This is a genomic window from Glaciecola sp. MF2-115 (assembly GCF_047250385.1).
Lineage (GTDB): Bacteria > Pseudomonadota > Gammaproteobacteria > Enterobacterales > Alteromonadaceae > Glaciecola.
Window position 1 is genome coordinate 46,262 of record NZ_JBLBVM010000044.1, and the last position, 18,014, is coordinate 64,275.

12 protein-coding genes are annotated in these 18,014 nt (G+C 40.2%); 6 read left to right on the forward strand and 6 right to left on the reverse strand.

Features of this window, described 5'->3' with window-relative positions; all coding sequences use genetic code 11:
* Positions 1-91: 91 nt before the first annotated feature.
* A complete protein-coding gene (locus ACKLNX_RS05695) occupies positions 92-2,812 on the forward strand; it encodes a CHASE domain-containing protein (protein ID WP_412971591.1) in 2,721 nt (906 codons plus the stop codon).
* 175 nt (positions 2,813-2,987) lie between these two features.
* Here ACKLNX_RS05695 and ACKLNX_RS05700 read toward each other — a convergent pair whose 3' ends face one another.
* The 3 genes from ACKLNX_RS05700 to ACKLNX_RS05710 form a co-directional block, all read right to left on the reverse strand.
* Complete coding sequence (locus ACKLNX_RS05700) at positions 2,988-4,475, reverse strand: tryptophan halogenase family protein (protein WP_412971592.1); 1,488 nt, start codon at positions 4,473-4,475, stop codon at positions 2,988-2,990.
* Positions 4,476-4,478: 3 nt separating this feature from the next.
* Positions 4,479-5,969 (reverse strand): tryptophan halogenase family protein, encoded by a 1,491-nt coding sequence (locus ACKLNX_RS05705; RefSeq protein WP_412971593.1) that lies wholly within the window; start codon positions 5,967-5,969, stop codon positions 4,479-4,481.
* Positions 5,970-6,099: 130 nt separating this feature from the next.
* Positions 6,100-9,021 carry a TonB-dependent receptor gene (locus ACKLNX_RS05710; RefSeq protein ID WP_412971594.1) on the reverse strand — a complete coding sequence of 974 codons (2,922 nt, stop codon included), beginning with the start codon at positions 9,019-9,021 and terminating at the stop codon, positions 6,100-6,102.
* A gap of 916 nt (positions 9,022-9,937) precedes the next feature.
* On the opposite strand from ACKLNX_RS05710, the gene ACKLNX_RS05715 reads away from it, so the two are divergent.
* The 4 genes from ACKLNX_RS05715 (at position 9,938) to ACKLNX_RS05730 (ending at position 14,747) form a co-directional block, all read left to right on the forward strand.
* Positions 9,938-11,269 (forward strand): MFS transporter, encoded by a 1,332-nt coding sequence (locus ACKLNX_RS05715; protein ID WP_411695275.1) that lies wholly within the window; start codon positions 9,938-9,940, stop codon positions 11,267-11,269.
* 4 nt (positions 11,270-11,273) lie between these two features.
* On the forward strand, positions 11,274-12,968 hold the full coding sequence (locus ACKLNX_RS05720) for a glycoside hydrolase family 13 protein (RefSeq protein ID WP_411695276.1): 1,695 nt from the start codon (positions 11,274-11,276) through the stop codon (positions 12,966-12,968).
* 119 nt (positions 12,969-13,087) lie between these two features.
* Positions 13,088-13,768: a spermidine synthase gene (locus ACKLNX_RS05725; RefSeq protein WP_411695277.1), complete on the forward strand. Its 681-nt coding sequence runs from the start codon at positions 13,088-13,090 to the stop codon at positions 13,766-13,768.
* A gap of 319 nt (positions 13,769-14,087) precedes the next feature.
* Positions 14,088-14,747 (forward strand): rhomboid family intramembrane serine protease, encoded by a 660-nt coding sequence (locus ACKLNX_RS05730; RefSeq protein WP_412971595.1) that lies wholly within the window; start codon positions 14,088-14,090, stop codon positions 14,745-14,747.
* 184 nt (positions 14,748-14,931) lie between these two features.
* On the opposite strand, the gene ACKLNX_RS05735 is transcribed toward ACKLNX_RS05730, so the two are convergent.
* Both ACKLNX_RS05735 and ACKLNX_RS05740 read right to left on the reverse strand, forming a co-directional pair.
* The gene (locus ACKLNX_RS05735) at positions 14,932-15,168 is read right to left on the reverse strand and encodes a SlyX family protein (RefSeq protein ID WP_412971596.1); all 237 of its coding nucleotides are present in this window, start codon (positions 15,166-15,168) and stop codon (positions 14,932-14,934) included.
* 75 nt (positions 15,169-15,243) lie between these two features.
* On the reverse strand, positions 15,244-16,218 hold the full coding sequence (locus ACKLNX_RS05740) for a WD40 repeat domain-containing protein (RefSeq protein ID WP_411695280.1): 975 nt from the start codon (positions 16,216-16,218) through the stop codon (positions 15,244-15,246).
* A 99-nt stretch (positions 16,219-16,317) separates the two neighbouring features.
* Between ACKLNX_RS05740 and fkpA the strand changes: the two genes are divergently transcribed.
* Positions 16,318-17,130 (forward strand): FKBP-type peptidyl-prolyl cis-trans isomerase, encoded by an 813-nt coding sequence (gene fkpA / locus ACKLNX_RS05745; protein WP_412971597.1) that lies wholly within the window; start codon positions 16,318-16,320, stop codon positions 17,128-17,130.
* Positions 17,131-17,247: 117 nt separating this feature from the next.
* On the opposite strand, the gene ACKLNX_RS05750 is transcribed toward fkpA, so the two are convergent.
* Positions 17,248-17,487 (reverse strand): hypothetical protein, encoded by a 240-nt coding sequence (locus tag ACKLNX_RS05750; RefSeq protein ID WP_412971598.1) that lies wholly within the window; start codon positions 17,485-17,487, stop codon positions 17,248-17,250.
* Positions 17,488-18,014 lie beyond the last annotated feature (527 nt).

The window sequence follows — 18,014 nt, forward strand, 5'->3', positions numbered from 1 at the left end:
GACTCAAAACAAGTCCCAAATGATTGCCATAGGTGATATCGTACGTATCGCACAAATTAAAGTTAATAAGATAATCTTTGGAAGATAACCCATGATTAGGCAGTCCATTACTTCTAATGCAAATAAGAGTATTGCTAAGCGATTATTTATATTGCCAGCTATCATTCTGTTAATTGGTTTAGGCTTAAGTATCAATGCTGAAATTACTCAGCGGTCTGAAGACAGTAAAAAAGTCGATTTAGCTTTGAAAGCTGCGGTTGAGAAATTTGAATTAAAAGTAACTGAACGCCTAACGTTTTATTCCTACGGCCTGCGAAGCATAGACTCCCTCATTAGCACAGTAGGCAAAGAAAATTTCGATTATCAAGTAATGCAATCATTTGCAAGAAGTCGCGATTTTCAAACTGAATTCCCTGGCGTACATGGTTTTGGCGTCATTCAAAACATCGATGCTGATGAACTCGATTCGTTTATAGCAAAAAATAGGGAGATGCGGCCTGATAGTGCTTTTAATGTTAAACACCTCAACGAAGAACCTGAAAGATTATTTATTATTCGTGACATCCTGCCTGAAAGTAAAAACGCGTCCGCGATTGGCTTAAATATTGGCTCTGAACAGTCGAGACGAGCGGCAGCAATTGAATCTGCATCAAGAAGTGAAATCACGATTACGTCCCCCATCACTCTTGTACAGGCTGATCAAAGCATAAAACAAGGCTTTTTAATATTACTTGCCTATTCAGAGAGTGAGACCGTGGCACCAACTCTAGAGAACACTTGGGGTTGGTCATATGCACCTATCGTCATAGATGAAGTCATTGACTCGATAGATACAATCGATGACAACTTAATTCTTTCCATTTCTAATCGAACTGCAGCAGGCGACTCACTTTTCTATCAATCTGAAGAAATAAGACGGCAAACGGGTTCATACAATTATCATATTGATGTGCCGGTATTTGGAAAAAGCTGGCGCTTTGAGGCTCATACAAGCCCTGCGTTTGTAAACAGTATTAAGCAGCCTCCTTTTGGCACTTTTTTGAAGTTTATTATTCTGACTTTTTTAGTGGCGATAACACTTTTCACAATCCTGCTCGTCATCCTCAAAAGATTCGACTCTAAAATACATGTTGCAGAACTTGCTATTGCAAAAGAACAAGCTCTTACTGAAACCAATCGACGACTCGAATCATTGGTAAAATCTCGTACTACAGAAATAGAAAAGTCAGCCAGTTTTCAAAAGGCGATATTACAAAGTTCTACTTACGCCATTATCGCCACAGATGTAGATGGGCTGATAACAATGTTCAACCCTGCAGCAGAAAACCTTCTTGGTTACAAAGCTAGCGATTTGATTGGCAAGGAAACACCAAGGAAATTTCATGTTGATGATGAAATGGTAAAGCGTGCAGAAGAGTTATCAAAAGAAATGCATGAGAAAATTGAACCGGGTTTTGGCGTATTTACATACAAAGCCAATTTATTTGGTAAAGAAGAAAGTACTTGGACCTATGTTCATCGTTACGGAAAACATATCAGAGTTAAATTAAGCGTAAGCGGTTTGTATGATGAGCATCAAAATATTATTGGTTATTTAGGTATCGCTTATGATTTAACAGAACAACTAGCTTATGAACAGATAATCAAAGAAGAGAAAGTAAAAGCCGAGCAAGCCACATTGGCAAAATCACAATTCCTAGCCAATATGAGCCACGAAATACGTACTCCATTGAACGGCGTGCAAGGCGCACTGCAAATTTTAGAGGGTAAAACCTTAAATGCTGAACTGGCCTCAATAGTAAACATTGCGCTGCGTTCGATGAAGTCCCTATCACTTCTCGTTAACGATATTTTAGATATTTCAAGAGTAGAAGCAGGCAAAATACATTTATCGACCCATTCATTTCGACTCGATGAACTGCTGAGCGCTTTGCATCAAGAATTTGATCACAGCGCCGAGTCAAAAGGCATACAATTAAATTTAGAAAATCACTTACAACACACATCATGGGTTGGTGATGATTTAAGAATAAAACAAATACTCACTAATTTAATATCTAACGCAATCAAATTCACTGAACAGGGTAGCGTCACGATCATTGCCGAAGAGAACAACTCTCGAGGATTAAAATTTAGTGTTATTGATACCGGTATTGGGATGGAAAAATCCGGTTTGGAAGTTTTGTTTAATCGCTTCGAGCAGGCAGATAAGAGTATTACCCGGAAATTCGGAGGCTCTGGCTTGGGAATGGCCATATCTAAGTCATTAATAGATCTGATGGGAGGAACAATTGAAGTAAAAAGCGAATTAAATCATGGCACTACTTTTGAAATTTTTCTACCTTTAGAGCCTGTGGATGATAGTGCATCTTCAGATATTGAGTTAGTTGAAACGACCGCCGATTTATCCAAATTTTCTATTTTAGTCGCGGAAGATAACGAAATAAATCAAATCATAATTGAAACAATACTTGCGGACGTGGGTGCTCAAATTGTGATTGTTGACAATGGCCAGAAGGCAATCGATAGTGCAACTGAAACGAGCTTTGATCTGATATTGCTAGATATTCAAATGCCAGTATTAGACGGTATGCAAGCATGTATTGCGATCAAAAAATTGTCTCCTGAGACACCCATTATTGCCCTTACTGCAAACGTATTCGCAGAAGATATAGAAAAATACAAAAATGCTGGATTCGATTCGTTTATGGGTAAACCCTATGAGAAAGATGAGATCATCAAGCTAGTAAAGGCTTACTTACTAAAACAAGATTTGAACAGTGAATCGTTTAAAAACCTAACTTTTTTTTAAAGTTAACTATGGGCATGCGTTCCCTTTGAAAAGCGGGAATCTTGGAGATTCTTGCTTATGATCCGTCATAGTTGCAAAAGCATAAATCTTCATCGCTTATTAGACTGTGAGCACAGTTGTAGAGCATGTTGAGGGAAATATTTGCCTGCGCAAATGTGACGTAAGTAGATGTCACTCAATTATCATCAAAATTCAATAAGCAGCCCTGAAAAAAAGTTTCCAACTCAAACTCTTTATACTTATCGCCGATACCAGGCTGATTTATAGCGATACGAGGGAATGCGCCGTAACCTGCTAACAAGCAATGCCATGATGTAACACCAAAGTGGTTTTGCAGACCTTGACGATAGATTTCTTGAGGCAAGTCGCCTTTTTCGTACCACACTGTCAATAATTGTAGTAATGACTCGGACAGTTTCATATTCTCTCTATTATCTACCCAATAAGAGGAGTCGTTGCGCGTATTTAATTTATAATGCGCCACAATATAGTCCCGAACTCGCTCATATCGTTCATTCATCTCTTTATTAAACAGTGCTTGTCCTTGACTGCCAAACTGACCTTCCTCAAAGCTATCCATGAACATTTCAATCGAGATTTGCGTTAAGTGTAGCGCCGTTGCCTCTAGGGGCTCAATGAAACCTTGTGATAAGCCTATCGCTAAACAGTTCTTGTGCCAGTGCTTGTCTATTTGCCCGACATTCATTTTTAGATGTCTTGCTTCTACATCACTGTCCAGTAGCCCCAAATGAGAACGTAGTTCAAATTCTGCTTGTTCTTTATCGATGTATTTTGACGAATAAACGTAGCCATTCCCAGTTCTATGAGTCAGTGGTATTTGCCATGCCCAGCCATTTGATAGCGCAGTAGATTTTGTTTGAGGTGACATGGGGGAAATCGACTCGCTTGGCATCGCCACTGCGGCATCATTAAAGAGATTGCTGCTGAAGGGCGTAAAACCCACATTCAATGCCTTTTGCATGAGTAATGAATTAAATCCTGTAGAGTCAACGAAAAAATCGGCATCGAGTATTTCACCGCTGTCTAACAACAAACTATCTATATCTCCACGTTCAGAATGTAGATTGACGTTTTCTATCTTAGCTTGAACATGCTTAACCCCAAGTTTTACTGCTCGTTTCGCAAGAAAGTGACCCAACAAAGCAGAGTCAAAGTGATAACCATACTCCACTTCAAAGGGGAAATTAGAGGGTGCTATGGGGCTTTTTCCTTGTTTTGCTAACCAACCATTTAGCAAAAATTCATCTGGTCGAGTATTCACATCCAGGCCATGACGACGCGTTAAACAGTTCATGTAAAAGTGCTTTTCAGAAAAAACATCAACTTGTGAAATAAATGGATGACTATAACTATTGATGCCTGAATGCGGGCTCCAGCCACTAAACTCGATATTCACTTTGTAAGTAGCATTGCACTCTGGCATCCACTCACTCTCAGAAATATTTAGATCTTGAAAGAAGCGTTTAAGTGTTGGAGTCGACCCTTCACCAACGCCAATAATGCCAATTGCGGGAGACTCGACTAAGTAAACCTGAATACCTTTTCTCGCCCAACGATGATGCATCAAGCTAGCGGCCATCCAACCGGCGGTGCCTCCTCCGGCTATCACTATTTTCTTAATTTTTTTGCTGGCTTGCGTCATCCCTTAAGCACCCAAGTAATGTTTCAAAAATTCATCATGAGGCAGCATTTTCGACAATGGCTGCTGTTTTGCTTCTGCAATTTTATCAAGAGTTTCATTTAACTGTTCTAATGAAGGAACGTTTGCAGCTGGGTGGTAATCTTGCGGATTGATACCTTGACCAAGCATCACTTGTAACCATGAAGCATCACGGAAAATATCATGCTGATCATTAAACATATTGCCCACAGCTGCAAACACATCAATTTTATTTTGTAAGCGCTCAGGAATAGCCATTTCACGCATGTCGATCCAAAAATCAGAGTCAGTACGTTCATTAACGTGATAGTGCAAAATTATGAAGTCTCTCACTGTCTCGTATTCAACTTGAGATTCTTGATTGTACAAATCAATAACCGACTGAGTAATCCCATTGTGAGGAAACAGCTTTAACAATCTAACAACCGCTGATTGAATTAAGTGAATACTCGTTGACTCCAAAGGCTCTAAAAATCCACTCGACAAACCAATGGCAATAACGTTTTTATGCCACTGCTGTTTTGTTCTTCCCGTTTTGAAGGATATTTTTCTCACATCGTTAACGGCTTTAGAATCCAAATTATTGACTAGGCGATCGTGTGCTTGCTCATCGTCCGTATAATTAGATGAGTATACGATCCCATTGCCATTGCGATTAGTAAGAGGAATGCGCCACTGCCAACCGTTGTCGTGTGCAATACTGCGGGTATATGGCAAGGTGCTATCAAAGCGATCAGTTTGTACGGCTAAAGCTGAATCTGCAGGTAACCAATGTGACCAGTCTTCATATTCAACACCCAGTGTTTTTTGCGTTAACAAGGCTCTACTGCCGGTGCAGTCAACAAACAAATCGCCTTCAATTTGAATACCGTTTTTTAGCTGCAAACCAAGAATGTTGCCTGTTTTTTCACACTGTTTTATGTGTTCAATGATACCTTCGGTACGTTTCACGCCAGCACTTTCTGAGAGCTTTCGCAAATACTTTCCATATAACGCAGAATCAAAATGGTAAGCGTAAGGAATGTCAAACATCGGATTTTGCGTGCTAATTTTGTTGAAAACACCACCCCTGCAGCATAAATAATTGAGGTCAAAATCCCACAATGATTTCTTCATGCCATTTTGATGAGCTCTCATCAAGTAATGTTGGAAGTTGCAAAAACCTAGGTTCGCACCGGGTGCACCGAATGTGTGAAAATAACTTTCACCTTTTACGCGCCAATTTTCAAATTTAATCGCAAGTTTAATTGTTCCGTTGGTTTCACGTAGAAACTCTTTTTCATCAATTCCTAAAAATTGATTGAAGGTTTGTATCGGCGGAATGGTAGCTTCGCCCACACCGATTATGCCAATATCTTCAGATTCAACTAATTCGACTTCAACCTGCTTACCTAGCACTTTTCTGAGTAAAGATGCTGTCATCCAGCCTGCTGTGCCACCACCGGCAATGACTACTTTTTTGATAGCCTGCTGCATTAATTTGCCTCAATTGTTTTGGTTCAATATACCATCCTTACCGCAATTTTTGAGTGTAAAAATGACAAATTTTTGATTAAAAAAAACCCCTAATCAAATGATTAGAGGTTTTTTAAAGATTACCTAACTATTAATAAAAAGAATAGTTGAAGTTAAGCATGTATGAAGGACCGAATTCACGACGTGTAGTCACAATTCCGTTTCCGTCACGCGATACTTGGTCAGCATCATCTAGCAAGTTAGTACCTTGCAATGAAATTCTTAAACCTTGTAATGCTTCAATGTTTGAATTTTCAAAGTCATAAGAAATTTGAGCATCCACAACTTGAGTACCGTCACGGTCAGCTTCGCCTATTTTGTTAGAACCTGCGCGTTCGTAAGTAGTGAAACCTGAACGGTCAGTCATTGCGATACGTACTTCAAAGCCTTCATTTTCGTAGTAAGTCACTAATGAGTAGATTTCGTCAGACTGACCAGGAATTGAAGAACCGTCATCAACTTCAGCATCGATAAATGTAGCAGAAGCCACAACACCAAAACCTTCAAGCTCATCAGCAAACATACCTAGAGGCAGGTTAGCTGTTAACTCAGCACCTTGTACAGAACCTTCTAAACCATCTTCAAAGAATGAGAAATAACCAAAATCAGGTGGTGTTACAAATGTACCTGCAGGGAAGAATTCGCCCGTAGCTGAGTTTGTGAAATCAACATCCAAAGTACGGTCATGGAAACCTGGTACAAAGTAGTTCGCGCCATTATTCGTTTCATCATTAGTGAAATCAATAAGTGGGTTAGACTGTCTTGTAAGGTTTACTAGATCTTTGTAGAACAAAGAAATCGCAACATAACCCTCATCTTCAAAGTAGCTTTCGAATGAAAGGTCAAAGTTGTTAGATTCTAATGGACGTAATTTAGCGTTACCCGCTGACTTAGACCAAGGCGTACCATACTGTTCAACATCAGCACGTGTGTTTGGAATAGTAATGAATTGGTCATTCAAATCGAACTTAACAAAACCAGAAGCTTTCATTTGATCTAAACGAGCGCGAGAAATCGTTTTTGATGCGCCGAAACGAACAAATTGATTTTCCACAACTTCAGCATTAATACTTAAGCTTGGTAAGAAGTGCGAGTAGCTTGCGCCGTCAGTAATAGAACAAGATTCGTCGATAACAGAGTTACTATCCGTATCACAAACACGGAAGTTAGAACCGATGACACCTAGCGTACCGTCAGATGTTTGATCAGTATCTACATACTGCGCACCAACATTACCGAATAGTACGATATCACCTAATTCATATTCGAAGTCAGCTTTAGCGTAAATAGTCGTCACTTCTTCTTCAACAACATAAGTATCACCAAAACGGTCTGGCTCAAGGAAGCCACCATTGTTTTGCGTGTAATAACCATTTTCGTAAGGAGCGTTGCTGTCATATGCAACCACATAACCTAAACCAGCCCACGTAAGGTCAGTTAAGCCCGCAATCGGAACACCTGATTCAGAGACAGACTGGCTACCTGGGAAAACATTTGCTGTAGCAAAAAAGCCGTTGTTTTCTTTATCTTTGTAACGGTCTGAGTAATGAAGACCAGCAGTTACTTTTGTTACGATACTGTCGTCAATTAAACCTTCCACTTCAAATTTAAGCTGAGTTAGCTCTTCTTCAATAGTGAAGAAGTTATTGAAACCGTCTTGTGCGTTTAAGTAGGAGAATGGTTCGCCATTCGCTTTTAAAACAGATGTTTCGAATAAATCAGATAGGTTAGCAAGACCACCACCCCATACTTGTGGGCCAGTTAATTGTAATTCGTCTGGATTAGAGAATGCACCTAGGCCGTTTGAACCAGTAAAGAATACGCCTTCTGAAGACATTTCAAAGTTACGAGTACCAAAGTCAGCATTCGTTAACGAACCAGAACGTCCTAAACCTGCATAAGATTCAGCGCGCTGTTCAAACTTATTTGATTCTGAACGAGATAAATCAACTTCAACTTTCCAGTCATCCGTTAGGTAATATTCTACGTTGACACCAAAGGCAGTTAATTCACCGTCTTTGTTAAGTGGATCGGTACGTAAAACAGGGTTTGCTTCAATTTGCGTACCAGTCGTATTCACGCCTGAACCGCTAACAGTACCTACTGCGAAAGGTTCAATCACACCGCGAAGTACGCCTGAATCTTCGAAATCAATTTGTAGGTAATCTGCAATAATGTTTAAACGATCATTTGGCTGATACTGAAGCACCGCTGATACAGTGTCACGCTTCAATTCAGTTGACTGAGCGTTAGTATCAAGACCAGCAGGAGTGATTTGACCTGCGTCATTAGTGTTGTAACCCCAAACACCATATTTACGCTGGTTGTTTGGCGTTGTTGTATGTGCAATTGCAACTGCTAGACCAATCGTATCGTCTGCGAACTTCTCAACAAATGATAATGAATAACGGTAGCCTTTATCATCAAAGTCAGGGTTATCAGCTGGCGCTTGGTGAGCTTCGTAAACACCCGTAACCGTAAGTGTTTCTGATGCAGCTAGTGGGCGAACTGTTTGCAAATCAACAGTACCACCTAAACCTTGAGTAATAAGCGTTGCATTAGATGATTTATGAATGGTTGCACCAGTCATAATTTCCGAAGGATACAAATCGTACTCGATACCACGGTTATCACCGATACCGATTAATTCTCTTCCATTTAATGAAGTACCAACGAAATCTTCTTTAAAACCACGAACAGAAATTCCTGATGTACGTCCGCCGACGCGTTCACCAGCTAAGCCAGGAAGGCGAGCCAAAGATTCCGCAATTGAAGAGTCTGGTAGTTTACCAATATCTTCCGCTGAAATAGCTTCAACGATAGATGTTGATTCTTGTTTGACTGCTTGTGCTCTCATTAGTGAGCCGCGAATACCTGTTACTGCAATGACCTCAACCATCGAATCATCAGTTTTTGCTGACTCTTCCTGTTGTGCCATTACATGACCTGAAGTCATGGCCGCTGCAACTGCTAACGATAGCAAGGCTGGCTTAAAGCTTTTTCTTGTGTCCATGTGTGTACCCTTTTGTGTGTTTTCGATATGTTAAACAAATCGATTGTTTTTCTCTTTTAGCAGAAAAGCATTAACGAAAAATTAACAATTTACAATACTGATAAATTACGATGAAAGCCAATAACTGCATACGTATTCAAAAAAATCTGTGACAAATTATTTGCTCGAATCTTTCAATTTCTATTTGCAAATAATTGCATCGTGTTCTGTTTCAGTTACTACATCGACCCTCATATTAACATCAAATTTACAAATTAAAAGCTTTTCTTAATCGTTATAGTTAATTTATTGTAAAAGCCACTGAAATTATTCTAAATTAATTGTGTTTGGCAAGCTGTATGAAAGTCAGAAAGCTAACGCAATCAAATAATAACAAGGCCTTTACGACAGAGGCCATGTTTTTCAGAATGATTCAATCCTCAGCATTAAAGCGAACTTAATCGATTTAAAATTGCGTTTATCAATACTTTCACTAAGAAGGTTTTAGTGTTTGCAGTAGAGCTTAAACCCAAGTTTTTCTAGCAAAAACAAGGACTCGCCAACACCGTTCAATTGATACCTTGCAAACATCTTAGGCCTTGTCGAACATAAAATATAAGGACAAACTTGAAGTTTGTTTACTTTAGGCTTATGACGCAGCCGATTATTGACTACGCAATACCAATAAACCTGCACAGACTTACTTAGGGGTTTACAACTTAAGCGTTTAAGTTTTTCTTTCAATTTGCATTAATTTCATTAATACTTACATTTCATTTACAAGTATTGTTAAGCTGATAGCAGAAATTTGACAAGCGCATGGCTTTTAATGATCCCTATTGCTTATCGCGGTTTGAATTTATGAAAGCTTAAGCTTAGTACGTAGACTTTAAATATGTAAACGAATTTACCGTTTACACCTTTTATGGAAATAAAAATGAATAATAAACAAAAACCTACTTTAGAATTCTGGCAAGTATGGAATATGTGTTTTGGCTTCTTCGGCATCCAATATGGGTTTGGTTTGCAGCAAGCAAACTTAAGTCCCATATTTTCTTATCACGGTGCTGCCGAACATGAATTACCAATGCTATGGCTTGCGGGCCCGGTAACTGGTTTACTTATTCAACCTTTAATTGGTGCAATTAGTGATCGCACCTGGACCAGCTTTGGCCGTCGTAAACCTTTCTTCTTGTGGGGGGCTTTAATCGGCAGTGTCGCCGTCATGTTCATGCCATATGTGCCCGAACTTTGGATGGTTGTTGGCTTATTTTGGATACTCGATGCAGCAATGAATACCGCGATGGAACCTTACCGAGCGATGGTGGGTGATATGGTAAATCGCAAGCAACGCCCATTTGCTTTTGCGTTGCAGACCTTCATGATTTCTGGTGGTCAAATACTAGCGAGTTTAATGCCCGTCATTATGATTGCATTTGGTGTATCGGCAGTGACTGACGGCAATCAAATTCCAGATATCGTAAAATATTCGTTTGTCATTGGTGTCGTCGTTATCATCGTAACAGCACTTTGGTCCTTTAATAAGGTGCAAGAATATCCGCCGGAAAATATCGACGAATTCAAAGCAGAGAATAAAGGGAAAGTACTGACCCACGTAGTAAGCGATTTGTGGATAGCTTTGAAGGACATGCCTAAATCCTTACGTACTTTATGGTGGGTGAAGTTAGTCACATGGTTCGGTTTGCCATTAATGTGGCAATATCTCTCTCTTTCAATCGCCCATCACGTTTATAACGCACCGACACCCGATGCAGCAGGCTTTGCAGTTGGAACCGCGCAAGGCGGTAAAGCTTTTGCTGTTATGCAAATTACAACTCTTGTAGTGTCCTTTTTCATCGCTAAGACAATTCATAAGTTTGGTGATAGCAAGGTTTACGCTTTTTGCCTATTGATTGGCGGACTCGGCTTTTTGTCAATGCAATTAACAAGTGACTTATACATGACGCTAGCTTGTATGGTACTTGTGGGTATCGGTTGGGCGGGTGTTATCACCGTTCCTTTCATCATGTGTGCAAATGTCGCTCCTGTAATGCGAATTGGAATATACATGGGTTTGCTAAACGCCATGATTTGTCTTCCGCAAATATTGGAGATGCTCAGTATTGGTTTAATTTATGAATCTGTCTTAGGTGGTGACCCACGCAATGCACTCGCTCTTTGTGGCTTGCTATTCCTTGTTGGTGCAGCTTTGGCACTCAGAATAAACACCGAAGAAGACACTCGCATCAGTCAAGGGCAGGAGGTTTAGAAATATGAAATTAAAGAATATAAAGCGTGAATGGTGGAAAGAAGGGATCGTTTATCAGATTTACCCGCGCAGTTTTCAAGATTCAAACGGCGATGGCGTTGGTGACTTACGCGGTATCATAAACCGCCTAGATTACATCGAAAGCTTGGGTGTCGATATTGTTTGGCTTAACCCAATCTATAGTTCGCCCAATGACGACAACGGCTATGATATTTCGGATTATCGAAACATCATGGCTGAATTCGGTACTATGCAGGATTTTGAAGAATTATTAGCCGGTATGCATCAGCGCGGCATAAAAGTGGTGATGGATTTAGTCGTAAACCACTCTTCTGACGAGCATGAGTGGTTTCAACAATCGCGTAGTTCTCGAGATAATCCTTACCGTGAATACTATCATTGGTGGCCTGCTGAGAAAGGTACACCGCCACGACGCTGGAGTTATTTCGATCCAGAAGCTAATGCTTGGAAATATGATGAGCAGACGGATGCTTATTACTTGCACTATTTTTCAGCGAAGCAACCTGATTTAAATTGGGAAAATCCAAAGCTAAGAGCTGAAATTTACGACATGATGAATTTCTGGTTTATGAAAGGTATCGATGGCTTCCGCATGGACGTCATCACTTTCATTTCCAAACATGACGGTTATCCTGAATTCCCTGAGGAATACCAAGGTCAGGCGATGATCGATATGTACGCAAAAGGACCTCGCTTACATGAATACTTACATGAGATGCACGAAAATGTGATGCAGCATTATGACTGTATGACGGTTGCAGAGGGCCCTGGGACGCACATCGATAATGTATTGGAACTAGTCGCTGAGGATCGCAAAGAGCTCAATATGAACTATCATTTTGATCATCAAAGCATTGGTGTTGGCGATCGTTTTATCATTAACGACGACTTTCAAAACCTCGTTAAATTTAAGAAAGTGATGTCAGAATGGGATGCTGTTTTTGAAGATAAAGGTTGGGGAACTGTTTATTTTGGCAATCATGACTTCCCACGTATGGTCACTCGTTGGGGGAATGATTCCCCTCAATACCGACGATTTTCATCGAAACTATTAAGTACTTACTTACTATCTATGCGCGGTACGCCCTACTATTATATGGGCGACGAAATCGGTATGAGTAATATTAAGTTCGATAAGATTGAAGACTATCAAGATCTCATGACCATCAATTGGTACAACTTAACCAAGCAAGAAGGGGGCGATTTAGAGGAATTCATGGCCTCCCACAAGTTATGCGCACGAGATAATGCAAGGACGCCTATTCAATGGGATGACACTGCGAATGCAGGCTTTACAAGCGGGAAGCCTTGGTTAAAGGTCAATGGTAATTATCCAGAAATAAACGTAGATTCTCAGCAAAGCGATCCTGATTCTGAGCTCAATTATTTTCGTGCATTAGTACGCTTACGCAAAAATAATCTAACCTTGATTTACGGACAATACAGCTTATTGTTAGCAGATGATCCTGATATCTATGCCTACACACGTACTTTAGATGATGATGTCATTTTGGTTTTGTTGAATTTTTCAAGCAATGAAAGAACCTTAGCATTGCCTGAGCTCATTGATGCCAATTTTAACAACGCATCGGTACTACTTGATAACTATGCAAATTCTGAGCAAACTCAGCAACTAGGCGCATTACGCCCCTATCAAGCTCAGATAATAAAGCTATAGGGATGTTAAGTAGCCGCCCTTATACTTTTGCTCAAAAGTAGAAGAGGAAAACTAGCACAAATATGATAATCTGCCCGCCTTTGGTCTTTCACGACAAGTAAATAGGTATAGGGCAGATTATGATCCCATGGGTTCAGTTAGGTACGGCACAAATTCCAAACAATGGCGGAGAATTAAAATTTTCACAACGTGGTGATGAATTCTCGATTCGTTTGTCCGGAATTCGCGGCGAACTCATGAATAGCCGTGTTTACAACTCAGAGAAAGAGCTTTCCACCATGGGGTGTGCGCATATTACAACGAAAGATAACGCTCATGTCTTAGTGGGTGGTTTAGGCATGGGATATACCTTGGCTTCAGCTCTTAAGTCCGTCAACGAGAATTCAAAAGTGACAGTGGCTGAACTGATTCCTGAAGTAGTGGAATGGAATAAAGGCCCCTTAGGAAATTGTGCTAAAAATCCTCTTCAAGATCCACGTGCTATTGTTCACGTTGGAGACGTCAAAGAACTATTAACAACGAATAAACCGACTTATGATGCTATTTTGCTAGACGTCGATAACGGCCCAGAGGGACTAACACACTCAAATAACAACTGGATTTATTCACTGGAGGGCTTGCAGGATATCTATAAGGTATTGCGCCCAAAAGGTATGCTAGCGATATGGTCCGCTGGACCTGACTATTTATTTACAGTCCGTCTCAAAAAAGCAGGCTACGAGGTAAGCACACGCATCGCGAGAGCACGCAAAGGAAAAGGCAGTAAACATACTATTTTCCTAGCTAAAAAAGCGACGTAAGTAAAAACAACTTCCGTCATCCCCTCGAAGAAAACGTCATCCCTTCGAAGAAACCGTCATCCCCTTGAAGAAGGGGACCTCCCACAATCCATAGCTAACTCAATAAAACCACTATAGTTAAGTTCACACGCAAGTTTGGACCTCCTTGCCTCCGCAAGAATGACGCTTTCCTCGAAGAAACCGTCATCCCCTTGAAGAAGGGGACCTCCCACAACCCACATAGCTAACTCAATAAAACCACTAAAGTTAAGTTCACTCGCAAGCTCATGGAATTAATTTTAGTTCTTGCTATTTCACATTCCGCCCTCAAATATAATCTATGAACAGACCTTCACTTAAAAACAGCATCTTAATTAGCGCTTTTAGCGTGGGAATTCTGTGGTGCATCAAATCGTCTGAATTTATTTTTCATATCGACCTTTCTTGGTTAGGTGTTTACCCGCAAACTCTATCTGGCTTAATTGGAATTCTAACAGCGCCACTCATTCATGGCTCCCTAGAGCACATTTTCAATAACACCTTACCCATGCTAATTTTGGGCACCTTATTACTCTATGGTTATCCGAAGAGCCGTTGGCTAGTCCTCTCGACAGTTTGGATACTCTCTGGCCTGTGTGTTTGGCTATTTGCCCGTCAAAGTTATCATATCGGCGCTAGTGGTTTAAGCCATGGTATTTTCTTTTATTTGCTAGTAGTGAGCATTTTGCGAAGGGATAAGCGCTCGGTAGCCATCATGATGGCGGCATTTTTTATGTATGGTGGCATGACAATGACAATATTTCCGCGCGAAGAGAGCATATCCTTTGAATATCATTTCTTCGGTGCCTTAGCTGGCACATTCAGTGCGTTGCTTTGGCACAAGCTCGACCCTAAACCGAAAGTAAAAACTTATGAATGGGAAAATCAACCTGAAGCTGAGGATCCCATTATTGGGGATGAGTGGCAGACGGAGAAAGAGACTAATAAGGAGCAGCATTAGGTGATTGGTGTTTTTTGGGGGTCCATACCTGCGCATAATACTGTTCGTTTAAGCCTTTTACTGAGTTTATCAATCTTAGCATCGTAGTAGATAGACGGAGATTACTGCCTTCGCAGTAAAGACGGTAGGCTTTTTAATCTTGAACGAACAGTATGGTGCCTGCTAAACAACGACGAGTTAATTATCAATAATGTGGCGGTACATCGTCACCAGGGTCGTTATCTGAGTTAGGCTCTTGTAAGGTTTTCACTTTATCTACTAGCGCCTTAAGCATTTGCGACTGGCGATCGATAGTGAATTGTTGATTGGTCACGATCTCGTTCAGCTGTTCGAAGTTGTCTTCTTGGTATGCCACTTTGAATTCTAATTGCTCAATAGCCAATTTCATTTGCTCAATTGTTTCGTCTTTTTTATCTGTCACTTTCCGCTCTCATTTTCTTATTCAGTTATTATCTAAAACTACTTTAAGGTTTAGGCTTTTGTGCCTATAGGCAAGTTAGAAAGCCCATTTCTCTAAATTTCCGCTGCTAGAAATCGATACGTAATCATCATCTACAAATCCGACTGCATACACAACCGCAGAACGAGGTGCTGGACCATTGGACGGTGCAACACGCCACTGCTGCAATACCTTACCTGTGGTGACATCCCACAGTGCCAAACGCTTTGCAGGCGACCCTGTTAGTAAGTACTTGCCATCATCAGAAAACTTAGCACTAGTGAAAACCCATTGGCGTTCTATGAAATGCAGTTGGCTTATTGCCTTGCCCGTTTGTGCATCCCATATCTGACTATCCGCTTGGCTATCCGACGTGAATAAATAACGCGCCTGATCATCAATCGCCACCTTTGTTACTCTATTTGCGTGATTGAAAACATGGATAATCTGTCCTGTTTCAGTACTCCACAAGTAGGCCTTGTAGTCATTGCTTCCAGTTAAGGCAAACTTCCCATTAGGTGAAATATCGACGGTATTTACTTTTTCTTCATGCCCCAAGAACTCTAAACTTCTGCCTGTTCCAGGTTCAAAAAACATGACTTTACCATTCGCTTTACCCACTAAAATACCACGGCCATTGTTACTGACGGCAATATCACGAATTAAGGATTCATCTATCCGCCAAAAACCAACGGGATCACCAGTGGCACTATCCCATAGCGCAAAGTTATCGCTGTCGGCGGTAACAACATGCGTTTCGTCGGCTGAAATGTGAATATTATCAACAATGTTTCGGCCTTCTTCTTGATGACGCCAACTAAACAAAGTCTTGTTTTCGCCAATCGACCAAACCGAAATATCTGAGTTAACGCGAGAAATAACAGCAAAATCACCTGAGTTACTTATGTCAGCAGCATATACGCCACTTTCTGAAATGGGTGATTTAGCCTCTGGCTCGGTCTCAGGAATAGAGCAAGCTGTGCAAAAAAGCACAAATAGGCAACTAATTGGTAAAAAGACTGTCTTATTCATCTAAAAATGGGTTTCGCTTTTAGTTTCACACGTTTACTATTAGTAGAGTATATATTGAATAGCAACTAACAGCATAATGCTGATTACGGAGAAAATGGAATGAAAAAGGCTACATTAGCCCTAGCAGTACTGTCAGCACTGGCTTTAACTGCGTGTCAAAAAGAAGAAGCAAACGACACAACAACTACGAAAGCTGCGACAGAAACAACGACAACTGTAAATTCTGACGCAGATAAAACGAAATCCGATGCGCACGCACATGATGGCGAATTTGCCTCAGAAAGCGAAAAGCATTCATATGCTTTGGGCGCTAGCATGGGATTATTTGCACATGATCGTATAGAGCAACAAAAATCGCTTAACATTGAATACGATGAAGCTGCTTTAATGGCTGGCTTTCATGATGGTCTAAAGAATGAAACTAAGTATACGGTTCAAGAGTTACAAGGTTTTGCTCGCGCGGGCGACATGATTTTAAAAGCAAAGCAAGATGAAATAGCCAACGCCGCTTCAGCCAAAAATATTGAAGAAGGTGCAGCTTACTTAGCTGAGAATGCAAAGAAAGAAGGTGTAAAAGTAACAGAGTCTGGTCTGCAGTACGAAGTATTAAAAGAAGGCACTGGTGATAGTCCATCTTCTGCTGCTTCAACGGTAAAAGTACATTACAAAGGAACGCTGCTAGATGGCACTGAGTTTGACTCATCGTATAGCCGCGGTGAACCAGCAACGTTCCCACTTAACAGAGTGATTCCAGGCTGGACTGAAGGCTTACAACTAATGAAAGAAGGCGCAACGTATCGTTTTACCATTCCTTCTGAATTAGCTTATCGTGACCGCAACTCAGGTAAAATAACACCAAACTCAACATTGATATTTGATGTTGAATTGCTTGACGTGATTGAGCCTGAGTAAGTCTTAGAAAATAAGAATAGGCACGTCGCGGCAACAACATCAGTTGTTCGTCGCGACGAGTTTGAATTCCTTACAACATTATGAATTAACCCTCAGCAAAGGCCATTCTTGGTACATTTAAAGGGTAATTTCTTTCCTATTACGTCTTAAAATTTTCCTACCCATATAGGCTAGAAATAAGCCACTCAAAGCAACAATTATCATGCTGCTAGAATATGGCAGAAGATAGGATGCCAATAAGGCATAAGCCAAACAGAAAAAGCCAGTAATGAAAATGACAAAGCCAACCAATAGATACAACTGCTGGCCTGTCGTAACTGGCTGAGCTTGCTCTCTTGTGTGATCTTGTACTTGCATAATTGCCTAACCTTTTTATTTATACTTGATGTAAGTAATAAACGAGTCTATTTGTTTTAGTCGTTGCCATCTATTGCTGACTACTACCGATAGAAAGCTGTGTTTGAATAAAACATAAGATCTCTAATTGACCATTATTGAAACGATTGTCAATGTGATTTAGTTCACAAATTGGCCTGATAGTTCATTTTCTTTTTAAACTACCAACGAAAGACAGTGAAATAATCGGTGAACGAACATTTCACACTGTTGAAAATTTAAACAATTTTTTTCAAAGAAAAAGACTGTAAATACATGTTTAGCATCTATATTTTTTTATTTCAAATATTTCTTCATTTAGCACATAAAATCGAGGAAATTAAATATTAACGTTTAAATTTCAGTCAATTTTTATTTGTATCATTTTCTTTACATTCAAGTTCCTGCTTAAGTATATGTTTTATTTATACAAAAATATGAATTTCATGAATGTGGCGCGAGTCAGAGACAGAAATAACCCACAACTTGTTATAAATTTGTAAAAAAAA

What these genes read in the sequence shown, in the direction of transcription:
- ACKLNX_RS05725 (WP_411695277.1), top strand. Translation starts at nt 13,088, where the DNA reads ATGATCCCATGGGTTCAGTTAGGTACGGCACAAATTCCAAACAATGGC.
- ACKLNX_RS05730 (WP_412971595.1), top strand. Translation starts at nt 14,088, where the DNA reads ATGAACAGACCTTCACTTAAAAACAGCATCTTAATTAGCGCTTTTAGC.
- ACKLNX_RS05710 (WP_412971594.1), bottom strand. Translation starts at nt 9,021, where the DNA reads ATGGACACAAGAAAAAGCTTTAAGCCAGCCTTGCTATCGTTAGCAGTT.
- ACKLNX_RS05700 (WP_412971592.1), bottom strand. Translation starts at nt 4,475, where the DNA reads ATGACGCAAGCCAGCAAAAAAATTAAGAAAATAGTGATAGCCGGAGGA.
- fkpA (WP_412971597.1), top strand. Translation starts at nt 16,318, where the DNA reads ATGAAAAAGGCTACATTAGCCCTAGCAGTACTGTCAGCACTGGCTTTA.
- ACKLNX_RS05715 (WP_411695275.1), top strand. Translation starts at nt 9,938, where the DNA reads ATGAATAATAAACAAAAACCTACTTTAGAATTCTGGCAAGTATGGAAT.
- ACKLNX_RS05740 (WP_411695280.1), bottom strand. Translation starts at nt 16,218, where the DNA reads ATGAATAAGACAGTCTTTTTACCAATTAGTTGCCTATTTGTGCTTTTT.
- ACKLNX_RS05750 (WP_412971598.1), bottom strand. Translation starts at nt 17,487, where the DNA reads ATGCAAGTACAAGATCACACAAGAGAGCAAGCTCAGCCAGTTACGACA.
- ACKLNX_RS05695 (WP_412971591.1), top strand. Translation starts at nt 92, where the DNA reads ATGATTAGGCAGTCCATTACTTCTAATGCAAATAAGAGTATTGCTAAG.
- ACKLNX_RS05720 (WP_411695276.1), top strand. Translation starts at nt 11,274, where the DNA reads ATGAAATTAAAGAATATAAAGCGTGAATGGTGGAAAGAAGGGATCGTT.
- ACKLNX_RS05705 (WP_412971593.1), bottom strand. Translation starts at nt 5,969, where the DNA reads ATGCAGCAGGCTATCAAAAAAGTAGTCATTGCCGGTGGTGGCACAGCA.